Here is a 14,879-nt window from a genome sequence, read left to right as displayed (position 1 = left end):
CTAAAAGTTTTGAAGTGGCATATTTAACACGCATGGCGATGAGCGACCGACCCGCTCTTCGCGAACCGTGCCGGATCCTATCCCCTCCCGGCGGCGGCATGAGAGACTAGACTTTCGCCCCCGGACGCTAAGGCGTCCGGGGCGTTTTTCTTTTGGGTGACCGGCCGCTGGCCGGGCGTCAGTCCTGAAGCGCTGGCGTTTCCCTTTTCAGGGTTCGGCAAAGGCTTTAGAGCCAAGCCATGCGCCTCCGTATCGCCACCTGGAACGTCAATTCCGTCCGCCTCCGCGCCGAACAGGCCGCCCGTTTCGTCGACGAGCAGGCTCCGGACGTCCTGTGCATGCAGGAGATCAAGTGCCAGGACGGCGAGTTCCCGCGTGAGGCCTTCGAGGCCATGGGCCTGTCGCACCTGAAGATCGCCGGCCAGAAGGGCTGGCATGGGGTGGCCATCGCCTCGCGCCTGCCGTTCGAGGATGTGCCGACCCTGATGAACTGCCGCGAGGGCCATGCCCGCTGCGTGGCGGTCAAGGTGGCCGGCGTCGATATCCAGAACTTCTACATCCCGGCTGGCGGCGACACGCCCGACCGCATCGGCAATCCGAAGTTCGACCACAAGCTGGACTTCTACGAGACCCTGACCGCCGCCCTGAAAAAGCGCGACCCCAAGGCGCCGCTGATCGTCACCGGCGACCTGAACATCGCGCCCGGCGAGAACGACGTCTGGAGCCACCGCCAGATGCTGAAGGTGGTCAGCCACACCCCGCCCGAGCTGGAAGCCTTCGACGCCATGATGAAGTCGATGGACCTGCTGGATCTGCCGCGCCTGGCCACGCCCGAGCCCGAGAAGCTGTTTTCCTGGTGGAGCTACCGCGCCGCCGACTTCCGCAAGTCCAACCGCGGCCTGCGCCTGGACCATATTCTCGCGAGCCCCGGCCTGCGCGACGCGGCGATCGTGGACGGCAAGGTCAGCTCGCGCGTCCACGACACGGTGCGCGAATGGGAACGCCCCAGCGACCACGCGCCGGTGACGGCGGACCTGAAGGTCTAACCACCTTTGTCATCCCGGGCGAAGACCCGGGACCGCAACAGGCTCAGCGCTTCCGGCGGTCCCGGCTCTCCGCTTCGCTGCGGCCGGGATGACAAGCTGGGTTAGAAGTATCCGGCGCCTTCCAGATCCTCCGCCAAGCTCGGCCCGGTCGGGGTCCAGCCCAGGGTCTCGCGCGTCCAAACCGCCGAGGTCGCCGCGTCCATGCCGGCGAACATCGCGAACCACCCGAAGTGCTCGGCCGGCCGGCTCTCGACCGGCAGGCCCAGACCCTTGCCGATGGCGGCGGCGATCGTCTTCATCGGCACGGCCTCCTCGGCCACGGCGTGATAACGCTCGCCGGCCGCGCCACGCTCGATCGCCAGACGGTAGAGCCGGGCGGCGTCGCTGCGATGGACCGCCGACCACCTGTTGTCGCCTTCGCCGATATAGGCCGCGACGCCTTTCTCACGCGCCAGGTCGATCAGCATCGGCACGAAGCCATGATCGCCGGCCCCATGGGTGGTCGGCGCCAGGCGCACGACCGAAGCCCGGACACCCTTGGCAACCAGAGCGTCGGCCGAGGGCTCGGAGATACGCGGCGAGTGACCGCCGGGCCGATCGTCTTCGGTCGCCACCCGGCCGACGGCCAGCATGGCCGTGCCCGAGGTCACCAGGATCGGCTTGGTCGTGCCTTCCAGCGCCGCGCCCAGAACGCCGATGGCCCGGCCGTCTTGCTGGGCGTTCTCGGAGAACTTCGAGAAATCGTGGTTGAAGGCGGTGTGGATGACACCGTCGCAGGCGGCCGCGCCTTGGGTCAGGACATCATGATCGTCGAGCGTGCCGAGCACCGCCTCGGCGCCGGCCGCCTTCAGTTGGGCCAGGCCGAGTTCCGAGCGCGAGAGGCCCAGCACCTGGTGGCCATGGGCGATCAGCTCCTGGACGACGGCCGAGCCGACGAAGCCGGTGGCGCCGGTGACAAAAATACGCATGGGGATATCTCCGGGGATTTCACGTGGAACATCCTGGGCGCTATGATCATCCTGTTAAAGTCGTGAGCTTATACGGGTATAAGGTCTAACAGGATGAACGCGCCGATCTCGACCGAGAACCCTCTAGGGGCTTTCCTGCGCGACCGCCGGGCCAGGCTGGACGCCGCGGCGCTCGGCTTTTCCGGCGCGCGCCGCCGTACGCCAGGCCTACGCCGCGAAGAGGTCGCCCAGCGCGCCCATATCAGCGCCACCTGGTACACCTGGCTGGAGCAGGGCCGGGGCGGGGCGGCCTCGGCCGACGTGCTGGACCGCATCGCCCGCGCCCTGATGCTGACCGAGGTCGAGCGCGAGCACCTGTTCCTGCTGGGCCTGGGCCGCGCACCGGATGTCCGCTACCGCGAGGCCCAGGGCGTGACCCCACGCCTGCAACGCGTGCTGGACGCGCTGTCGCCCAGCCCGGCCCTGATCAAGACCCCGACCTGGGACGTCGTCGCCTGGAACCGCGCCGCGACCCTGGTGCTGGCCGACTATGGCGAACTGCCGGTCGAGGAGCGCAACATCCTGCGACGGATCTTCTGCGATCCGCGCTCACGAGCGTTCAACACCGAGTGGGAAAGCGTAGGCCGCTTCGTCGTCGCCGCCTTCCGCGCCGACGTCGCGCGGGTGGGGGCGGGAAACGAGGCCGGGGTCCAGGCCCTGATCGCCGAGCTGACCGCCCGCAGTCCCGACTTCGCAACGATGTGGGCCGACAACGACGTCCGCCACTATGGCGAAGGGATCAAGCGCCTGCGCCATCCGGTGCTGGGCGCGGTAGCGTTCGAGTACTCGGCCTTCGGCGTCGACGGCCGACCGGACCTGGCGATGATCGTCTACAACCCGGCGACGCCGGAGGACCTGGCGGCGGTCAAGACCTTGCTGGTCTAGCCTTCGGCCGCGACGACGCCCTGCTTGATCCAGAGCGCACCGTCCTTGAGGTTCTTGCGGATCCAGGCGGCGTGGACTTCGCGTTCGGCGTCGGTCGAGCGGAAGGGCAGGGGACGCGGACGGGCGCCGTACGAGCCTTGCACCGCGGCCGAGACCGACAGGGCCTCGACATGGGTCAGTTCCAGGGCGCGTTCCTTGCCGCCCTGCAGTTCCAGATAGACCTCGGCCAGCAGGTGCGAGTCGATCAGCGCCCCGTGCTTGTCGCGGCTGTCCAGGCTGATCTTGAAACGCTTACACAGCGCGTCGAGCGAATTGTACATGCCCGGAAAGCGCTTCTTGGCCATGGCCAAGGTGTCGATCCAGCGTTCCTCGGCGATCGGCGCGCGGCCGCACTTTTCCAGCTCGAAATTGATGAACGAGCGGTCGAAGGCGGCGTTGTGGGCGACCACGACGCTGTCGCCGACGAACTCCAGGAACTTGTCGGCGATCTCGTGGAACTTGGGCTTGCCGGTCAGGAAGGCCGACGACAGGCCGTGGACCTTCTCGGCCTCGGCCGGCATGTCGCGCAGCGGGTCGCAATATTCGTGAAAGTTGCGGCCGGTCGGCATGAATTCGACCACCTCGATGCAGCCGATTTCGACCAGGCGGTCGCCCGTCTTCGGATCGAAGCCGGTGGTTTCGGTGTCGAGGATGATTTCCCGGGCCATGGCCCTTCAATGGAGCGCTTCGAGCGCCGCTTCAAGCGGAGCCGGGAGTTCTCAACAGAGTCAGAAGGTCGCGGACCTGTTGGTGAGCCGCTTCAACGCCCCGGCTCGTATCGATGACGAAATCGGCGCGGGCGCGCTTTTCGGCGTCGGGGGTCTGGCGCGCCAGGATCGCTTCGAACTTCTCCGGGGTCATCTCGGGGCGAGCCAGGACGCGAGCCCGCTGGACGTCTGCGGGGGCCGAGACCACGACCACCTTGTCGACCTTCTTCTCGCCGCCGGTCTCGAACAGCAGCGGGATGTCCAGGACGACGATCTCGTGGCCCTCGGCCTGGGCCTTTTCGAAGAAGCCGATCCGATGGGCGCCGACCAGCGGGTGGACGATCTGCTCCAGCTTGGCCAGGGCCTCGGAATTGCCGACGACCTGGGCGCTGAGCCTGGCCCGGTCGATGGCGCCGTTCACGACCACGCCCGGAAACGCCGCCTCGACCGGGGCGACCGCCGCGCCGCCGGTGGCGTAAAGCGCGTGAACCGCCGCGTCGGAGTCGTAGACGGGAACACCCTCGGCCTGGAACAGGGTCGACGTCGTCGACTTGCCCATGCCGATCGATCCGGTCAGGCCCAAGATCAGCATGGCTCAGGCCTCGCCGAGCAGCTTCAAGGCCATGCCGCGCACGTCGACCTCGGGCGACGGCGCCACGCCGTAGAAGGCCTCGAAGCTGGGGATCGCCTGGCGCAGTAGCATCTCGAGTCCGTCCACCGTGCGACGGCCGGCGGCCTCGGCGCGTTGAAGGAACTCGGTGCGCAGCGGCTTGTAGACCATGTCCATGACCACGGCGGTTTCCGGGGTCAGGGCGAAATCCGCCGCCGGACCGTCGCCGCCGGCCAGGCCCAGGGAGGTGGCGTTGATGATCAAGCCAGCCTGCGCCAACAGATCGGGCAGGGCGCTTTCATCGGCGGCGACCACCTTGTCGCCGAACGCATCGACCAGCTCCTGAGCCCGCGCCAGGGTGCGATTGACGATCGCCACCTGGGGCGCGCCGGCCAGCAGCAGGGCCGCCACCGCGCCGCGGGCCGCGCCGCCGGCGCCCAGGATCACGACCGGCGCGGCGGTGACGTCGAAGCCGGGAGCCTGGGCGGCGATGGCGCCGAGCATGCCAGGGCCGTCGGTATTGTCGGCGTGGACCGAGCCGTCTTCCTTGAAGACCAGCAGGTTCGCCGCCCCGGCCATCCTAGCCAAGTCGCTGACGGTGTCGGCGCAGGCCAGGGCCCGCTCCTTGAAGGGGATGGTGACGTTCAGGCCCTTGATCGCTCCGCCGCGCAGGCCGTTCACGAAGGCTTCGAAGCTCTCGAGCGTCGGCGCGAACGGCGCATAGACCGCGTCGAGGCCGGCCGCCGCGATCCAGGCATTGTGGATGAGCGGGCTCATCGAGTGCTTGATCGGCGCGCCGCAGACGCCGCCGACGATGGCGGCTCCAGAGATCGTCATGCGGCCAGAGCTCCGTGAAGGCGCAGGAAGTCGAGCAGGCCGATCAGCGGCAGGCCCAGGATGGTGAAATAGTCGCCGTCGACCGCGTCGAACAGCTGCACGCCTTCGCTCTCAAGCTCGTAGCAGCCGACCGACCACAGCAGGGCCTCGCCGCGTCGCTCTATATACTGGTCGAGCCAGGCCTCGCTGAACGGGCGCACCGACAGCTTGGCGCTCTCGACGATCCGCCAGATCGGCTGGCCGTCGCGGGCCACGACCACGGCCGAGTGCAGCTTGTGGGTCTGGCCGCGTAATTCGAGCAGATGATCGCGGGCCTCTTCCAGTGAATTAGCCTTGTCGAACAGCTTGCCCTTGAGATCGAGGGTCTGGTCGGCGCCGATCACCAGGCCGGGGCGCTTGGTCGAGACCTTGACCGCCTTCATCTCGGCCAGCGCGTCGGCGATGTCGCGGGGCGTGATCTCTTCGGCCAGCAGGCCGGCCTTGGCCGCCTCTTCATCCACGCCAGGGCTGACCGCCTCGAAGGCGACGCCGGCGTTCTTCAGGATCATCTGCCGGGCCGAGCTCTTAGACGCGAGCGTTACAGGGGTCATCCCAGGACCTCGACCTTGCCGCGACCACCGGACAAGAGATTGATGATCGCCGCCGCCGTCTCCTCGACCGAGCGCCGGGTGATGTCGATGGTCGGCCAGTTCATGCGCTCGAACAGCCGGCGAGCGGCGATGATCTCCTGGCGCACGGCGTCGCCGTCCACATAGTCGCTCTCTCTATTCTCCTTGAGGGAGAGCAGGCGGTTGCGGCGGATCTGGATCAGCCGGTCGGGCGAGGTGATCAGGCCCACGATCAGCGTGTTCTTCAGCTCGAACAGCTCGGGCGGCGGCGGGCGGCCCGGCACCAGCGGCACATTGGCGGCGCGCACGCCCCGATGGGCCAGATAGATGCAGGTCGGGGTCTTGGAGGTGCGCGACACGCCGACCAGGATGACATCGGCCTGGGTCAGGTCCTGGCCGCCTTGGCCGTCATCGTGGGCGATGGCGTAATCCAGGGCCTCGATGCGGTCGAAATAGTCGTTGGTCAAAGCGTGCTGGGCGCCGACGCGGGTCGAGATCCGCGCGCCCAGATAGCGCGACATGGCGCTGATCACCGGATCCAGCGCCGCGATGCAGGGCATTTCCAGCTTGCGGCAGCCTTCTTCCAGCGCCGCGCGCAGGCCGGGATCGACAATGGTGTGCATGACGACACCCGGCGCGCCGCCGATCTCTTCCAATGCCCGGTCAAGTTGCCGGGTGGAACGAACCAACGCGTAGATGTGTTCGATAGGCAGGATATCGGTGAAACGGGCGCACACCGCGCGCGCCATGGCGTTCAGGGTCTCGCCCGTGGAGTCCGACACCAGGTGAATATGGAAGTAGGTGGCGAAGCGCGGCGGCAGCCGTTCGCCGTCCCCCTGGCCCAGACTCTCCTGTGGATCATCCGTTAACGGTTGCTTAACCACTTGCCTCGCCCCTGGGGACGCCTGGGCGCCAAAAGGCCCTTTCGACGTCGTGACACGGCGCCGCTGTGATCAACGGTCGCATTGCTCGCGTATCATCCCCAGGCTCGCCCCGCATCCCCCATCAAGTGAATCCCGGCTGTCCAAAGCTGCGGACAGAGTCCCGTGAGGGGTCTTTGTCCCGCCATCGCGAGTTAAGAATTCATTAAGGTCTTCAAAGCGCTGCCGGACCATCCACATGATTAACAGACCCTTAACCACATGTGGGAAGGCCTGGGGGCAAAGGGGGATGGAGTGTGGGAGTCACTCGCCCGTCAGGCGTTTTCCCCACTATGCAATTGCCCAGTCACATCCTCTTTCATTTCTTAAATTCTTATTAAGATATGAAGGAAGGGTCTTAAGGGTCCTACGGGCTTGAGCCGAAGCTCGGGCCGGGCTTTAACCCGGTCATGACGTCATCGGCCCCAAAGTCCCAACAAACGGTTAAATTCCTTTCGGCCCTGGCCGGAGAGACGCACGCGAACCCGCCGGTCTGGTTCATGCGTCAGGCGGGACGGTATCTGCCGGAGTACCGGGCGGTGCGGGCCACCGCGCCGGACTTCATCTCGTTCTGCTTCGATCCCGAGAAGGCGGCCGAAGTTACCCTGCAGCCGATGCGGCGGTTTCCGTACGACGCCTCGATCGTCTTCGCCGACATCCTGCTGATCCCCGGCGCGCTGGGCCAGAAGGTCTGGTTCGAGGCCGGCGAAGGCCCGAAGCTGGGCGAGATGCCGTCGATCGAGTCGATGGCCGAAAAGGCCGGTGAGGCGGGTAACGCCCTCAAGCTCGTCGGGGAGACGCTGACCCGGGTTCGTTCGGCGCTCGATCCGTCCAAGGCCCTGATCGGCTTCGCCGGCGCGCCGTGGACGGTGGCGACCTACATGATCGAAGGCGGTTCCAGCGATCGCAGCGGCGCGCGGACCTATGCCTACCAGAACCCCGAGAAGCTGGACGCCCTGATCCAGGTGCTGGTCGACTCGACGGTCGACTACCTGGCCATGCAGGTCGACGCCGGGGCCCAGGCCGTGAAGCTGTTCGAGAGCTGGGCCGAGGGCCTGTCCGAGCCGCTGTTTGATCGCCTGGTCACCCAGCCGCACATTCGGATCATCGAAGGCCTGCGCGCCCGGGGCGTGACGGTTCCGATCCTCGGTTTCCCGCGTGGGGCCGGCACGCTGGTCGAGGACTATGCGGCCAAGGTCCCGGTGCAGGGCGTGGCGCTGGATACCTCGGCTTCGGCGAAGCTCGGCCAATCGATCCAGAAATCGAAGACCATCCAGGGCGCGCTGGATCCGCTGCTGCTGCGCGCCGGCGGGGATGAGCTGCTGCGCCGCGTCGACCAGATGCTGGAACAGTGGAACCAGGGTCCCTACATCTTCAACCTGGGTCACGGCATCCTGCCCGACACGCCGATCGCCAATGTCGAGCTGGTGCTCGAGCGGGTCACCGGTCAGAAGGTCGGCGGCTAGTGGCCAAGAAGCTCGCCGTCGTCCTGTTCAATCTGGGCGGGCCCGATGGTCCGCGCGCGGTGCGACCGTTCCTGTTCAACCTGTTTAGGGATGGCTCGATCATCGGCGCGCCGGCGATCATCCGCTATCCGATCGCGGCCCTGATCGCCACGACCCGCGAAAAGACCGCCAAGGCCAACTACGCGATCATGGGCGGCGGCTCGCCGCTGCTGCCGGAAACCGAGAAGCAGGCGAGGGCTCTGGAAGCCGAGCTGGCCAAGACGCTGCCGGACGTTGAAGCCAAGTGCTTCATCGCCATGCGCTACTGGAACCCGCTGACCGGCGAGACCGCCAAGAAGGTCAGTGCGTTCGCGCCGGACGAGATCGTGCTGCTGCCGCTCTATCCGCAATATTCGCTGACCACGACGGCCTCGTCGTTGAAGGCTTGGCGCTCGGCCTACAAGGGTCCGGGCCGCCAGACGACGGTGTGCTGCTATCCGGACGAGGCGGGCCTGGTTGAGGCGCACGCCCGACTGATCCGCGAGACCTGGGAGAAGGCTGGTTCGCCAGCGAGCGTACGGCTGCTGTTCTCGGCCCACGGCCTTCCGGAGAAGGTCATTCTGGCCGGTGATCCCTACCAGAAACAGGTCGAGGCCACGGCCGCCGCGGTGGCGGCCAAGCTGCCGGCGGATCTGGACTGGGTCGTCTGCTACCAGAGCCGGGTCGGGCCGCTGAAATGGATCGGCCCCTCGACCGACGACGAAATCCGCCGCGCGGGCGCCGACGGTAAGGGCGTGATCGTCACCCCGATCGCCTTCGTCTCCGAGCACGTCGAGACCCTGGTCGAGCTGGACCACGAATACGCCGAGCTGGCCGAAGGGGAAGGGGTCGCCCCCTATATCCGCGTGCCGGCGTTGGGCGTCGCGCCTGAGTTCATCGGCGGCCTGGCCGCCATGGTTGGCAAGGCCCTGGACGCTGGCGGGGTCATTCCCGGCGGCGCGTGGCGCGGGCCCGAAAACTGTCCCTGCAACGCGGAGGCTTCGGCGTGACCGATTTCCTGGTGGCCCACTTCAACCTGTTTCGGGGCCTGCACATCCTGTCGGTCATCGCCTTCATGGCGGGCCTGCTCTACCTGCCGCGCCTGTTCGTCTATCACACGGGCGCCGCGCCCGGCTCGGAGATGGACGAGACCTTCAAGGTCATGGAGCGCCGGCTGCTGCGCGGGATCATCAACCCCGCCTCGATCGCGACCTTCGTGTTCGGCCTGTGCCTGATCATGGCTGACGGCGCCATCCGCGGCTGGGGGTTCCTGGCCCAGCCCTGGATGGTGTCCAAGCTGGTCTGCCTGTTTGGCCTTTATGGCTGGCACGGCTTTCTGTCGGCTTCGCGCAAGAAGTTCGAGCGTGGCGAGAACACCCGCTCGGAGAAGTTCTGGCGGGCGACGAACGAGATCCCGTTCGTGCTGGCGATCGTCATCGTGCTGTCGGTGACGACCAAGTTCCTGAACCACTGATCCGGTCGGCGGCTTGACCGGCCGCCCGCCGCGTGGTTTGCATCGAGAAAGTTCGCTCACAGCGAATTTCTCTTCACGGACTGGCGCCCGTCCTGGCGCGCCCCGCGAGCGATCCGCTCCAAGGTCCGTCCCCCGAACGACCCGCGTCATCGTCAATCGACGCGCATGCTGGCCATCCGACCGATCGGCCGGCATGACCCATAAAGTTCTACCGGCCGGACTCCGTCCTGGAGGCCCAGCCCTCTCTTGAGTCTTGTCATGACCGAAGAAACCGAAAACGAAATTCCGGCCGCCGAAGAAGCGACCACCGAAGAGGTCGTCATCGATACGACCGCTGAAGCTTCGACCGAAGCCGCCGCTGAAGCGGAAGGCGAGGGCGAGGACGACGGTTCGGGCATCGCCGAAGCCGTCGCGGCCCTGGGCCTGAAGTCCATGTCCCTGCAGGAGCTGAAGGAGAAATCCCCGGCCGACCTGCTGGCGTTCGCCGAGACCTTCGAGGTCGAGAACGCCAACTCCATGCGCAAGCAGGACATGATGTTCGCGATCCTGAAGACCCTCGCCGAAGAAGGCGTGGAGATCTCGGGTTCGGGCACCATGGAAGTGCTGCAGGACGGCTTCGGCTTCCTGCGCTCGCCGGAAGCCAACTACCTGCCGGGCCCGGACGACATCTATGTCTCGCCGTCGCAGATCCGGAAGTATGGCCTGCGTACCGGCGACAGCGTCGACGGCGCGATCCGCTCGCCGCGCGAAGGTGAGCGCTATTTCGCCCTGACCAACGTCTCGAAGATCAATTTCGAGAGTCCCGAGAACGTGCGCCACAAGGTGCACTTCGACAACCTGACGCCGCTCTATCCCGAAGAGCGCCTGCACATGGAACTGCCCGATCCGACCATCAAGGATCGTTCGGGCCGCGTCATCGACATTGTCGCCCCGCTCGGCAAGGGCCAGCGCTGCCTGATTGTCGCCCCGCCGCGCGTGGGTAAGACGGTGATGCTGCAGAACATCGCCAAGTCGATCGAGACCAACCACCCCGAGTGCTACCTGATCGTCCTGCTGATCGACGAGCGCCCGGAAGAAGTCACCGACATGCAGCGCACGGTGAAGGGCGAGGTGATCGCCTCGACCTTCGACGAGCCGGCGACCCGTCACGTCCAGGTGGCCGAGATGGTCATCGAAAAGGCCAAGCGCCTGGTCGAGCACAAGCGCGACGTCGTCATCCTGCTGGACTCGGTCACGCGTCTGGGCCGGGCCTACAACACCACCGTCCCGTCGTCGGGCAAGGTGCTGACCGGCGGTGTCGACGCCAACGCCCTGCAGCGTCCCAAGCGCTTCTTCGGCGCGGCGCGTAACGTCGAGGAGGGTGGCTCGCTCTCGATCATCGCCACGGCCCTGATCGACACCGGCAGCCGCATGGACGAAGTCATCTTCGAAGAGTTCAAGGGCACCGGTAACTCGGAAATCGTCCTGGACCGCAAGGTGGCCGACAAGCGCATCTTCCCGGCCATCGACGTGCTCAAGTCCGGCACCCGCAAGGAAGAGCTCATCACGCCGCGCGACCAGCTGACGAAGACCTACGTCCTGCGTCGGATCCTCAACCCGATGGGCGCGTCGGACGCGATCGAGTTCCTGCTGGACAAGCTGCGTCAGTCGAAGACCAACGGCGACTTCTTCCAGTCGATGAACACCTGAGTCCGACCAGACTCACTGCCGATACGAGAAAGGCCCGGTTCTACCCGGGGCCTTTTTTGTTTGGTCGTACTGAGTAGATCCTCCCCCGCGATGCGGGGGAGGTGGCCCGTAGGGCCGGAGGGGGCTAACGCGGCATACGTCCAGTTCGCCCCCTCAGTCACTTCGTGACAGCTCCCCCGCATCGCGGGGGAGCATCTGGCTTACGGAATGAGCAGGGTAGCCCCAGTCGTCTTCCGACCCTCCAAGGCTTCGTGCGCGGCTCGGGCCTCGGCCAGGGGAAAGGTCTGGCCGATGTCGATCTTCACCGCGCCGGAGGCCAGGACGCCGAACAGAGCCTCGGCGCTTTCGTCCAGTTCCTCGGTCGTGGCGATGTAGTCGAACAGGCGAGGGCGGGTGACGAAGGCCGACTTGGCCGACAGCTCCAGTGGCGCGAACGGTGGGACCGGACCCGAGGCGTTGCCGAAGGTGACCAGCACCCCGCGCTTGGCCAGGCTCTTGAAGCTGGCGTCCCAGGTGTCCTTGCCGACGCCATCGTAGACGACCGCCACGCCCTTGCCGCCGGTGATCTCGCCGACGCGAGCGACGACATCCTCTTGGCCATAGTCGATGACATGGTCCGCGCCGAGGCTGCGAGCGAGGGCCAGCTTTGCCTCGCCGCCGGCCGTGGCGATCACGGTCGCGCCCAGGGCCTTGCACCACTGCACCAGGATCTGGCCGACGCCGCCGGCGGCCGCGTGGACCAGAACGAGGTCGCCAGGTTTCACGTGGAAACACCGACGGACCAGGAACTCGGCGGTCATGCCCTTGAGCAGCACGGCGGCGGCGGTCTCCAGGCTGACGCCGTCGGGAACCCTCACCGTGCGCTCGGCCGGAACGACGGCGGCCTCGGCGTAGGCGCCCATGGTCCCGTTATAGGCGACGCGGTCGCCGACCTGGAATCGGGTGACGCCGTCGCCGATCGCCTCGACCACGCCGGCCGCCTCGAGCCCGATCCCGGAGGGGAGCTTCAAGGGATAGAGGCCCGAGCGATGATAGGTGTCGATGTAGTTCAGCCCAACCGCCTGGTGGCGGATCAGGATCTGGCCGGCCGCCGGGGAGGGGACTTCGACCTGGACAGCCTCGAGCACCTCGGGGCCGCCGGTGCGTGCGAACTGGATCGCCAGCATCACGCGAGCGCCTTCTGGAAGAAGGTCAGGCTGCGGCCGTTGGCCTTGGCCGCATCGCCGGCGTCATAGTGCGCGCCGCCCTCGCGCGCGAAGGCGTGGTCGCGGTCGGCATAGGTATGGATCTCGATCTGCGGGTGATCCTTCAGGGCGTTGAGGATGACTTGCTGGGCTTCTGGCGGGACGAACTGATCCTTCTCGGCGATGTGCATCAGCAGCGGCCGTTCCAGCTTCTCGGCCTCGCCGACATACTTCTCGATGCCGACACCGTAGTACGAGACCGAGGCGTCGACGTCGGTGCGGGTCGCGGTCAGGAAGGCCAGCAGGCCGCCCAGGCAATAGCCGACCGCCCCGATCTTGCCGTTGACGCCGGCCAGCTTGCGGGCCGCGGCGACCGTCGCGCCGATGTCCGAGACACCCGCGTCCACGTCGAACAGATTGAACAGCTCGAAGGCGCGCTTCCACTCGGCCTCGGACTGGTCGGTGATGTCGATGCCCGGCTCGATCCGCCAGAAGAGGTCGGGGCAGATGGCGACATAGCCCTGGGCGGCCAGGCCGTCGCAGATATCGCGCATCACCTTGTTGACGCCGAAGATCTCCTGGATCACGACGATGGCCGGAGCACTGTCTGCTTGCGGACGCGCCACATAGGCCGAGAAGTCGCCATCCGGCGTGGTGATCGTGAGGGTCTCGCTCATCGGGAACTCCGTCTCTTCCGTGACCAATGTGACTTTGGACCAAAGCGCTCTAACCTGCGCCGACGGGCCTTGGCCCATAACAATATCGTGCCCTGACCGAAGGGAACTTCCCCGATGAAAATGACCATCGAGATCGACTGCACGCCCGTCGAGGCGCGGGCCTTTCTAGGCCTCCCCGATGTCAGCGCCTTGAACGAGCATCTGGTGAAAGAGATGCAGAACCGCATGGACGCCAACATGGCCATGCTGGCGCCCGAGGAGCTGATGAAGAACTGGATGGCGTTCGGCACGGGCGCGCAGGAACAGTTCCGCAAGCTGATGACGGCGGCGGCCGGCGCGGCGGTCGGGAAGCCCTGACGACATGACCGATACGATCTTCGCCCTGGCCACCGCGGCCGGGCGAGCGGCGGTGGCCGTGGTGCGCGTCTCGGGTCCGGCGACCTTGTCGGTCGTCGAGGCTCTCACGGGAAAACCGCCCAAGCCGCGCCTGGCGGCTCTGCGCAAACTGCGTCACCAGGGCGTTGAGCTGGACGAGGCGCTGGTCCTGCGGTTCGAGGGACCGGCCAGCTATACCGGCGAGGACAGCGCCGAGTTTCACGTGCACGGCGGCCGCGCTGTCGTCGAGGCGCTGCTGTCAGCCCTGGTCGATCTGGGCCTGCGGCTGGCCGAGCCGGGCGAGTTCACCCGCCGCGCCTTCGAGAACGGCAAGCTCGACTTGGCCCAGGCCGAAGGCGTCGCCGACTTGATCGACGCCGAGACCGAGGCGCAGCGCAAGCAGGCCCTGGGGCAGGTGGGTGGCGCGCTGAGCCAGCGCTATGACCGGTGGCGCGATCTGTTGGTCCAATCCCTGGCGATGCTAGAGGCGGCGGTCGACTTTCCGGACGAGGATCTGCCGGAGGAGGTGGCCGAGCGCGCGCGTCCGGGTCTGCGGACGCTGAGCGCCGAACTCGATGCCGCGCTGGCCGATGTTTCCCGTGGTCGTCGGGTGCGGGACGGTTTCCGCATCGCCCTGGTCGGCGCGCCGAACGCGGGGAAGAGCACCTTGCTGAACGGCCTGGTCGAGCGCGACGCGGCGATCGTGACGGATACGCCTGGTACTACCCGGGACGTGATCGAGGTTCCACTGGTGCTCGGTGGGTACAAGGTTCTGGTCGCCGACACGGCTGGCATCCGCGAAACGGCTGACGCTATCGAAGCCGAGGGCGTCCGCCGGGCGCGGGCCTGGGCTGAAGATGCTGACCTAAGGCTTTGGGTCGTCGATGGGTTTCACGTGAAACATACAGTGAAGCTTGAGGAGGCGATCCGGCCGGGCGATTGGTTTATGCTCAACAAGGCCGACATCGCCGACGCCTCAGCGCTGGATGAAGCCGCTCAAAAGTGGACCGGGCAGGGACTCAAGGTCCTGCGACTGTCGGCTCGTTCGAGCACCGCCGTCGATGAGGTTCGGAGCGCTCTGGCCGATCATGTCGCCGACGCGCTGTCTGGCGCGGAGTTCCCAGCAGCCACCCGCCTCCGCCACGCCGAGCGGCTCCGCGAGGCCCAGGACTATCTGGCTCGCGCTCTGTCCGAGGTTGGCCTGGAAGTGGAGCTGGCCGCCGAGGATGTTCGCCTCGCCGCCCGCGCTCTCGAGAAGATCACGGGCCGCGTGGATCCAGAGGACGTGCTCGGCCGCGTCTTTTCGACCTTCTGCATCGGCAAGTGATGTTCCACGT

The 14,879-nt window shown here is 66.7% G+C and carries 16 protein-coding genes; 8 read left to right on the top strand and 8 right to left on the bottom strand.

What is annotated here, in order from left to right; translation table 11 throughout:
- Positions 1-239 precede the first annotated feature (239 nt).
- Positions 240-1,046, top strand: a complete 807-nt coding sequence (locus tag J7528_RS16405; protein WP_291876502.1) for an exodeoxyribonuclease III — start codon at positions 240-242, stop codon at positions 1,044-1,046.
- A 101-nt stretch (positions 1,047-1,147) separates the two neighbouring features.
- On the opposite strand, the gene J7528_RS16400 is transcribed toward J7528_RS16405, so the two are convergent.
- On the bottom strand, positions 1,148-2,014 hold the full coding sequence (locus J7528_RS16400; RefSeq protein ID WP_291876500.1) for an SDR family oxidoreductase: 867 nt from the start codon (positions 2,012-2,014) through the stop codon (positions 1,148-1,150).
- A gap of 93 nt (positions 2,015-2,107) precedes the next feature.
- On the opposite strand from J7528_RS16400, the gene J7528_RS16395 reads away from it, so the two are divergent.
- A complete protein-coding gene (locus J7528_RS16395) occupies positions 2,108-2,938 on the top strand; it encodes a helix-turn-helix transcriptional regulator (protein ID WP_291876498.1) in 831 nt (276 codons plus the stop codon).
- Here J7528_RS16395 and dnaQ read toward each other — a convergent pair.
- From dnaQ to J7528_RS16370, 5 genes are read right to left on the bottom strand one after another with little or no spacing between them, the layout of a single operon-like run.
- Complete coding sequence (gene dnaQ, locus J7528_RS16390; RefSeq protein ID WP_291876497.1) at positions 2,935-3,645, bottom strand: DNA polymerase III subunit epsilon; 711 nt, start codon at positions 3,643-3,645, stop codon at positions 2,935-2,937. The genes J7528_RS16395 and dnaQ overlap by 4 nt on opposite strands.
- 31 nt (positions 3,646-3,676) lie before the next feature.
- Entirely contained in the window at positions 3,677-4,276 is a 600-nt protein-coding gene (gene coaE, locus J7528_RS16385; protein WP_291876496.1) for a dephospho-CoA kinase, read from the bottom strand.
- A 3-nt stretch (positions 4,277-4,279) separates the two neighbouring features.
- A complete protein-coding gene (gene aroE, locus J7528_RS16380) occupies positions 4,280-5,131 on the bottom strand; it encodes a shikimate dehydrogenase (protein ID WP_291876495.1) in 852 nt (283 codons plus the stop codon).
- Complete coding sequence (locus J7528_RS16375; RefSeq protein ID WP_291876494.1) at positions 5,128-5,721, bottom strand: Maf family protein; 594 nt, start codon at positions 5,719-5,721, stop codon at positions 5,128-5,130. Before J7528_RS16375 ends, aroE begins: the two co-directional genes overlap by 4 nt.
- The gene (locus J7528_RS16370) at positions 5,718-6,623 is read right to left on the bottom strand and encodes a pyruvate, water dikinase regulatory protein (RefSeq protein WP_291876493.1); all 906 of its coding nucleotides are present in this window, start codon (positions 6,621-6,623) and stop codon (positions 5,718-5,720) included. Before J7528_RS16370 ends, J7528_RS16375 begins: the two co-directional genes overlap by 4 nt.
- Positions 6,624-7,069: 446 nt before the next feature.
- Here J7528_RS16370 and hemE point away from each other — a divergent pair, with 446 nt between their 5' ends.
- The 4 genes from hemE (at position 7,070) to rho (ending at position 11,306) form a co-directional block, all read left to right on the top strand.
- On the top strand, positions 7,070-8,125 hold the full coding sequence (gene hemE, locus J7528_RS16365) for a uroporphyrinogen decarboxylase (protein ID WP_291876492.1): 1,056 nt from the start codon (positions 7,070-7,072) through the stop codon (positions 8,123-8,125).
- Positions 8,125-9,153 carry a ferrochelatase gene (hemH, locus tag J7528_RS16360; RefSeq protein WP_291876491.1) on the top strand — a complete coding sequence of 343 codons (1,029 nt, stop codon included), beginning with the start codon at positions 8,125-8,127 and terminating at the stop codon, positions 9,151-9,153. Before hemE ends, hemH begins: the two co-directional genes overlap by 1 nt.
- Positions 9,150-9,617, top strand: coding sequence for a CopD family protein (locus J7528_RS16355; RefSeq protein ID WP_291876490.1), 468 nt, complete (start codon positions 9,150-9,152; stop codon positions 9,615-9,617). Before hemH ends, J7528_RS16355 begins: the two co-directional genes overlap by 4 nt.
- Positions 9,618-9,875: 258 nt before the next feature.
- Positions 9,876-11,306, top strand: coding sequence for a transcription termination factor Rho (gene rho / locus J7528_RS16350; RefSeq protein WP_291876489.1), 1,431 nt, complete (start codon positions 9,876-9,878; stop codon positions 11,304-11,306).
- Positions 11,307-11,506: 200 nt separating this feature from the next.
- On the opposite strand, the gene J7528_RS16345 is transcribed toward rho, so the two are convergent.
- On the bottom strand, positions 11,507-12,472 hold the full coding sequence (locus J7528_RS16345; protein ID WP_291876933.1) for a quinone oxidoreductase: 966 nt from the start codon (positions 12,470-12,472) through the stop codon (positions 11,507-11,509).
- Entirely contained in the window at positions 12,472-13,167 is a 696-nt protein-coding gene (locus J7528_RS16340; protein WP_291876488.1) for a dienelactone hydrolase family protein, read from the bottom strand. The genes J7528_RS16345 and J7528_RS16340 overlap by 1 nt, the downstream gene beginning before the upstream one ends.
- A gap of 114 nt (positions 13,168-13,281) precedes the next feature.
- Between J7528_RS16340 and J7528_RS16335 the strand changes: the two genes are divergently transcribed.
- Both J7528_RS16335 and mnmE read left to right on the top strand, forming a co-directional pair.
- The gene (locus J7528_RS16335) at positions 13,282-13,524 is read left to right on the top strand and encodes a DUF6489 family protein (protein WP_291876487.1); all 243 of its coding nucleotides are present in this window, start codon (positions 13,282-13,284) and stop codon (positions 13,522-13,524) included.
- 4 nt (positions 13,525-13,528) lie between these two features.
- On the top strand, positions 13,529-14,869 hold the full coding sequence (mnmE, locus tag J7528_RS16330; RefSeq protein WP_291876486.1) for a tRNA uridine-5-carboxymethylaminomethyl(34) synthesis GTPase MnmE: 1,341 nt from the start codon (positions 13,529-13,531) through the stop codon (positions 14,867-14,869).
- Positions 14,870-14,879: the final 10 nt, after the last annotated feature.

It is taken from the genome of Caulobacter sp., from assembly GCF_017744445.1.
Classification (GTDB): Bacteria; Pseudomonadota; Alphaproteobacteria; order Caulobacterales; family Caulobacteraceae; genus Caulobacter.
The sequence above is the reverse complement of the archived record's forward strand: the minus strand, read 5'-3'. Positions and strand labels throughout refer to the sequence as shown.

What these genes read in the sequence shown, in the direction of transcription:
- coaE (WP_291876496.1), bottom strand. Translation starts at nt 4,276, where the DNA reads ATGCTGATCTTGGGCCTGACCGGATCGATCGGCATGGGCAAGTCGACG.
- J7528_RS16395 (WP_291876498.1), top strand. Translation starts at nt 2,108, where the DNA reads ATGAACGCGCCGATCTCGACCGAGAACCCTCTAGGGGCTTTCCTGCGC.
- J7528_RS16345 (WP_291876933.1), bottom strand. Translation starts at nt 12,472, where the DNA reads ATGCTGGCGATCCAGTTCGCACGCACCGGCGGCCCCGAGGTGCTCGAG.
- J7528_RS16335 (WP_291876487.1), top strand. Translation starts at nt 13,282, where the DNA reads ATGAAAATGACCATCGAGATCGACTGCACGCCCGTCGAGGCGCGGGCC.
- J7528_RS16340 (WP_291876488.1), bottom strand. Translation starts at nt 13,167, where the DNA reads ATGAGCGAGACCCTCACGATCACCACGCCGGATGGCGACTTCTCGGCC.
- J7528_RS16405 (WP_291876502.1), top strand. Translation starts at nt 240, where the DNA reads ATGCGCCTCCGTATCGCCACCTGGAACGTCAATTCCGTCCGCCTCCGC.
- hemE (WP_291876492.1), top strand. Translation starts at nt 7,070, where the DNA reads ATGACGTCATCGGCCCCAAAGTCCCAACAAACGGTTAAATTCCTTTCG.
- J7528_RS16375 (WP_291876494.1), bottom strand. Translation starts at nt 5,721, where the DNA reads ATGACCCCTGTAACGCTCGCGTCTAAGAGCTCGGCCCGGCAGATGATC.
- mnmE (WP_291876486.1), top strand. Translation starts at nt 13,529, where the DNA reads ATGACCGATACGATCTTCGCCCTGGCCACCGCGGCCGGGCGAGCGGCG.
- J7528_RS16400 (WP_291876500.1), bottom strand. Translation starts at nt 2,014, where the DNA reads ATGCGTATTTTTGTCACCGGCGCCACCGGCTTCGTCGGCTCGGCCGTC.
- aroE (WP_291876495.1), bottom strand. Translation starts at nt 5,131, where the DNA reads ATGACGATCTCTGGAGCCGCCATCGTCGGCGGCGTCTGCGGCGCGCCG.
- dnaQ (WP_291876497.1), bottom strand. Translation starts at nt 3,645, where the DNA reads ATGGCCCGGGAAATCATCCTCGACACCGAAACCACCGGCTTCGATCCG.
- rho (WP_291876489.1), top strand. Translation starts at nt 9,876, where the DNA reads ATGACCGAAGAAACCGAAAACGAAATTCCGGCCGCCGAAGAAGCGACC.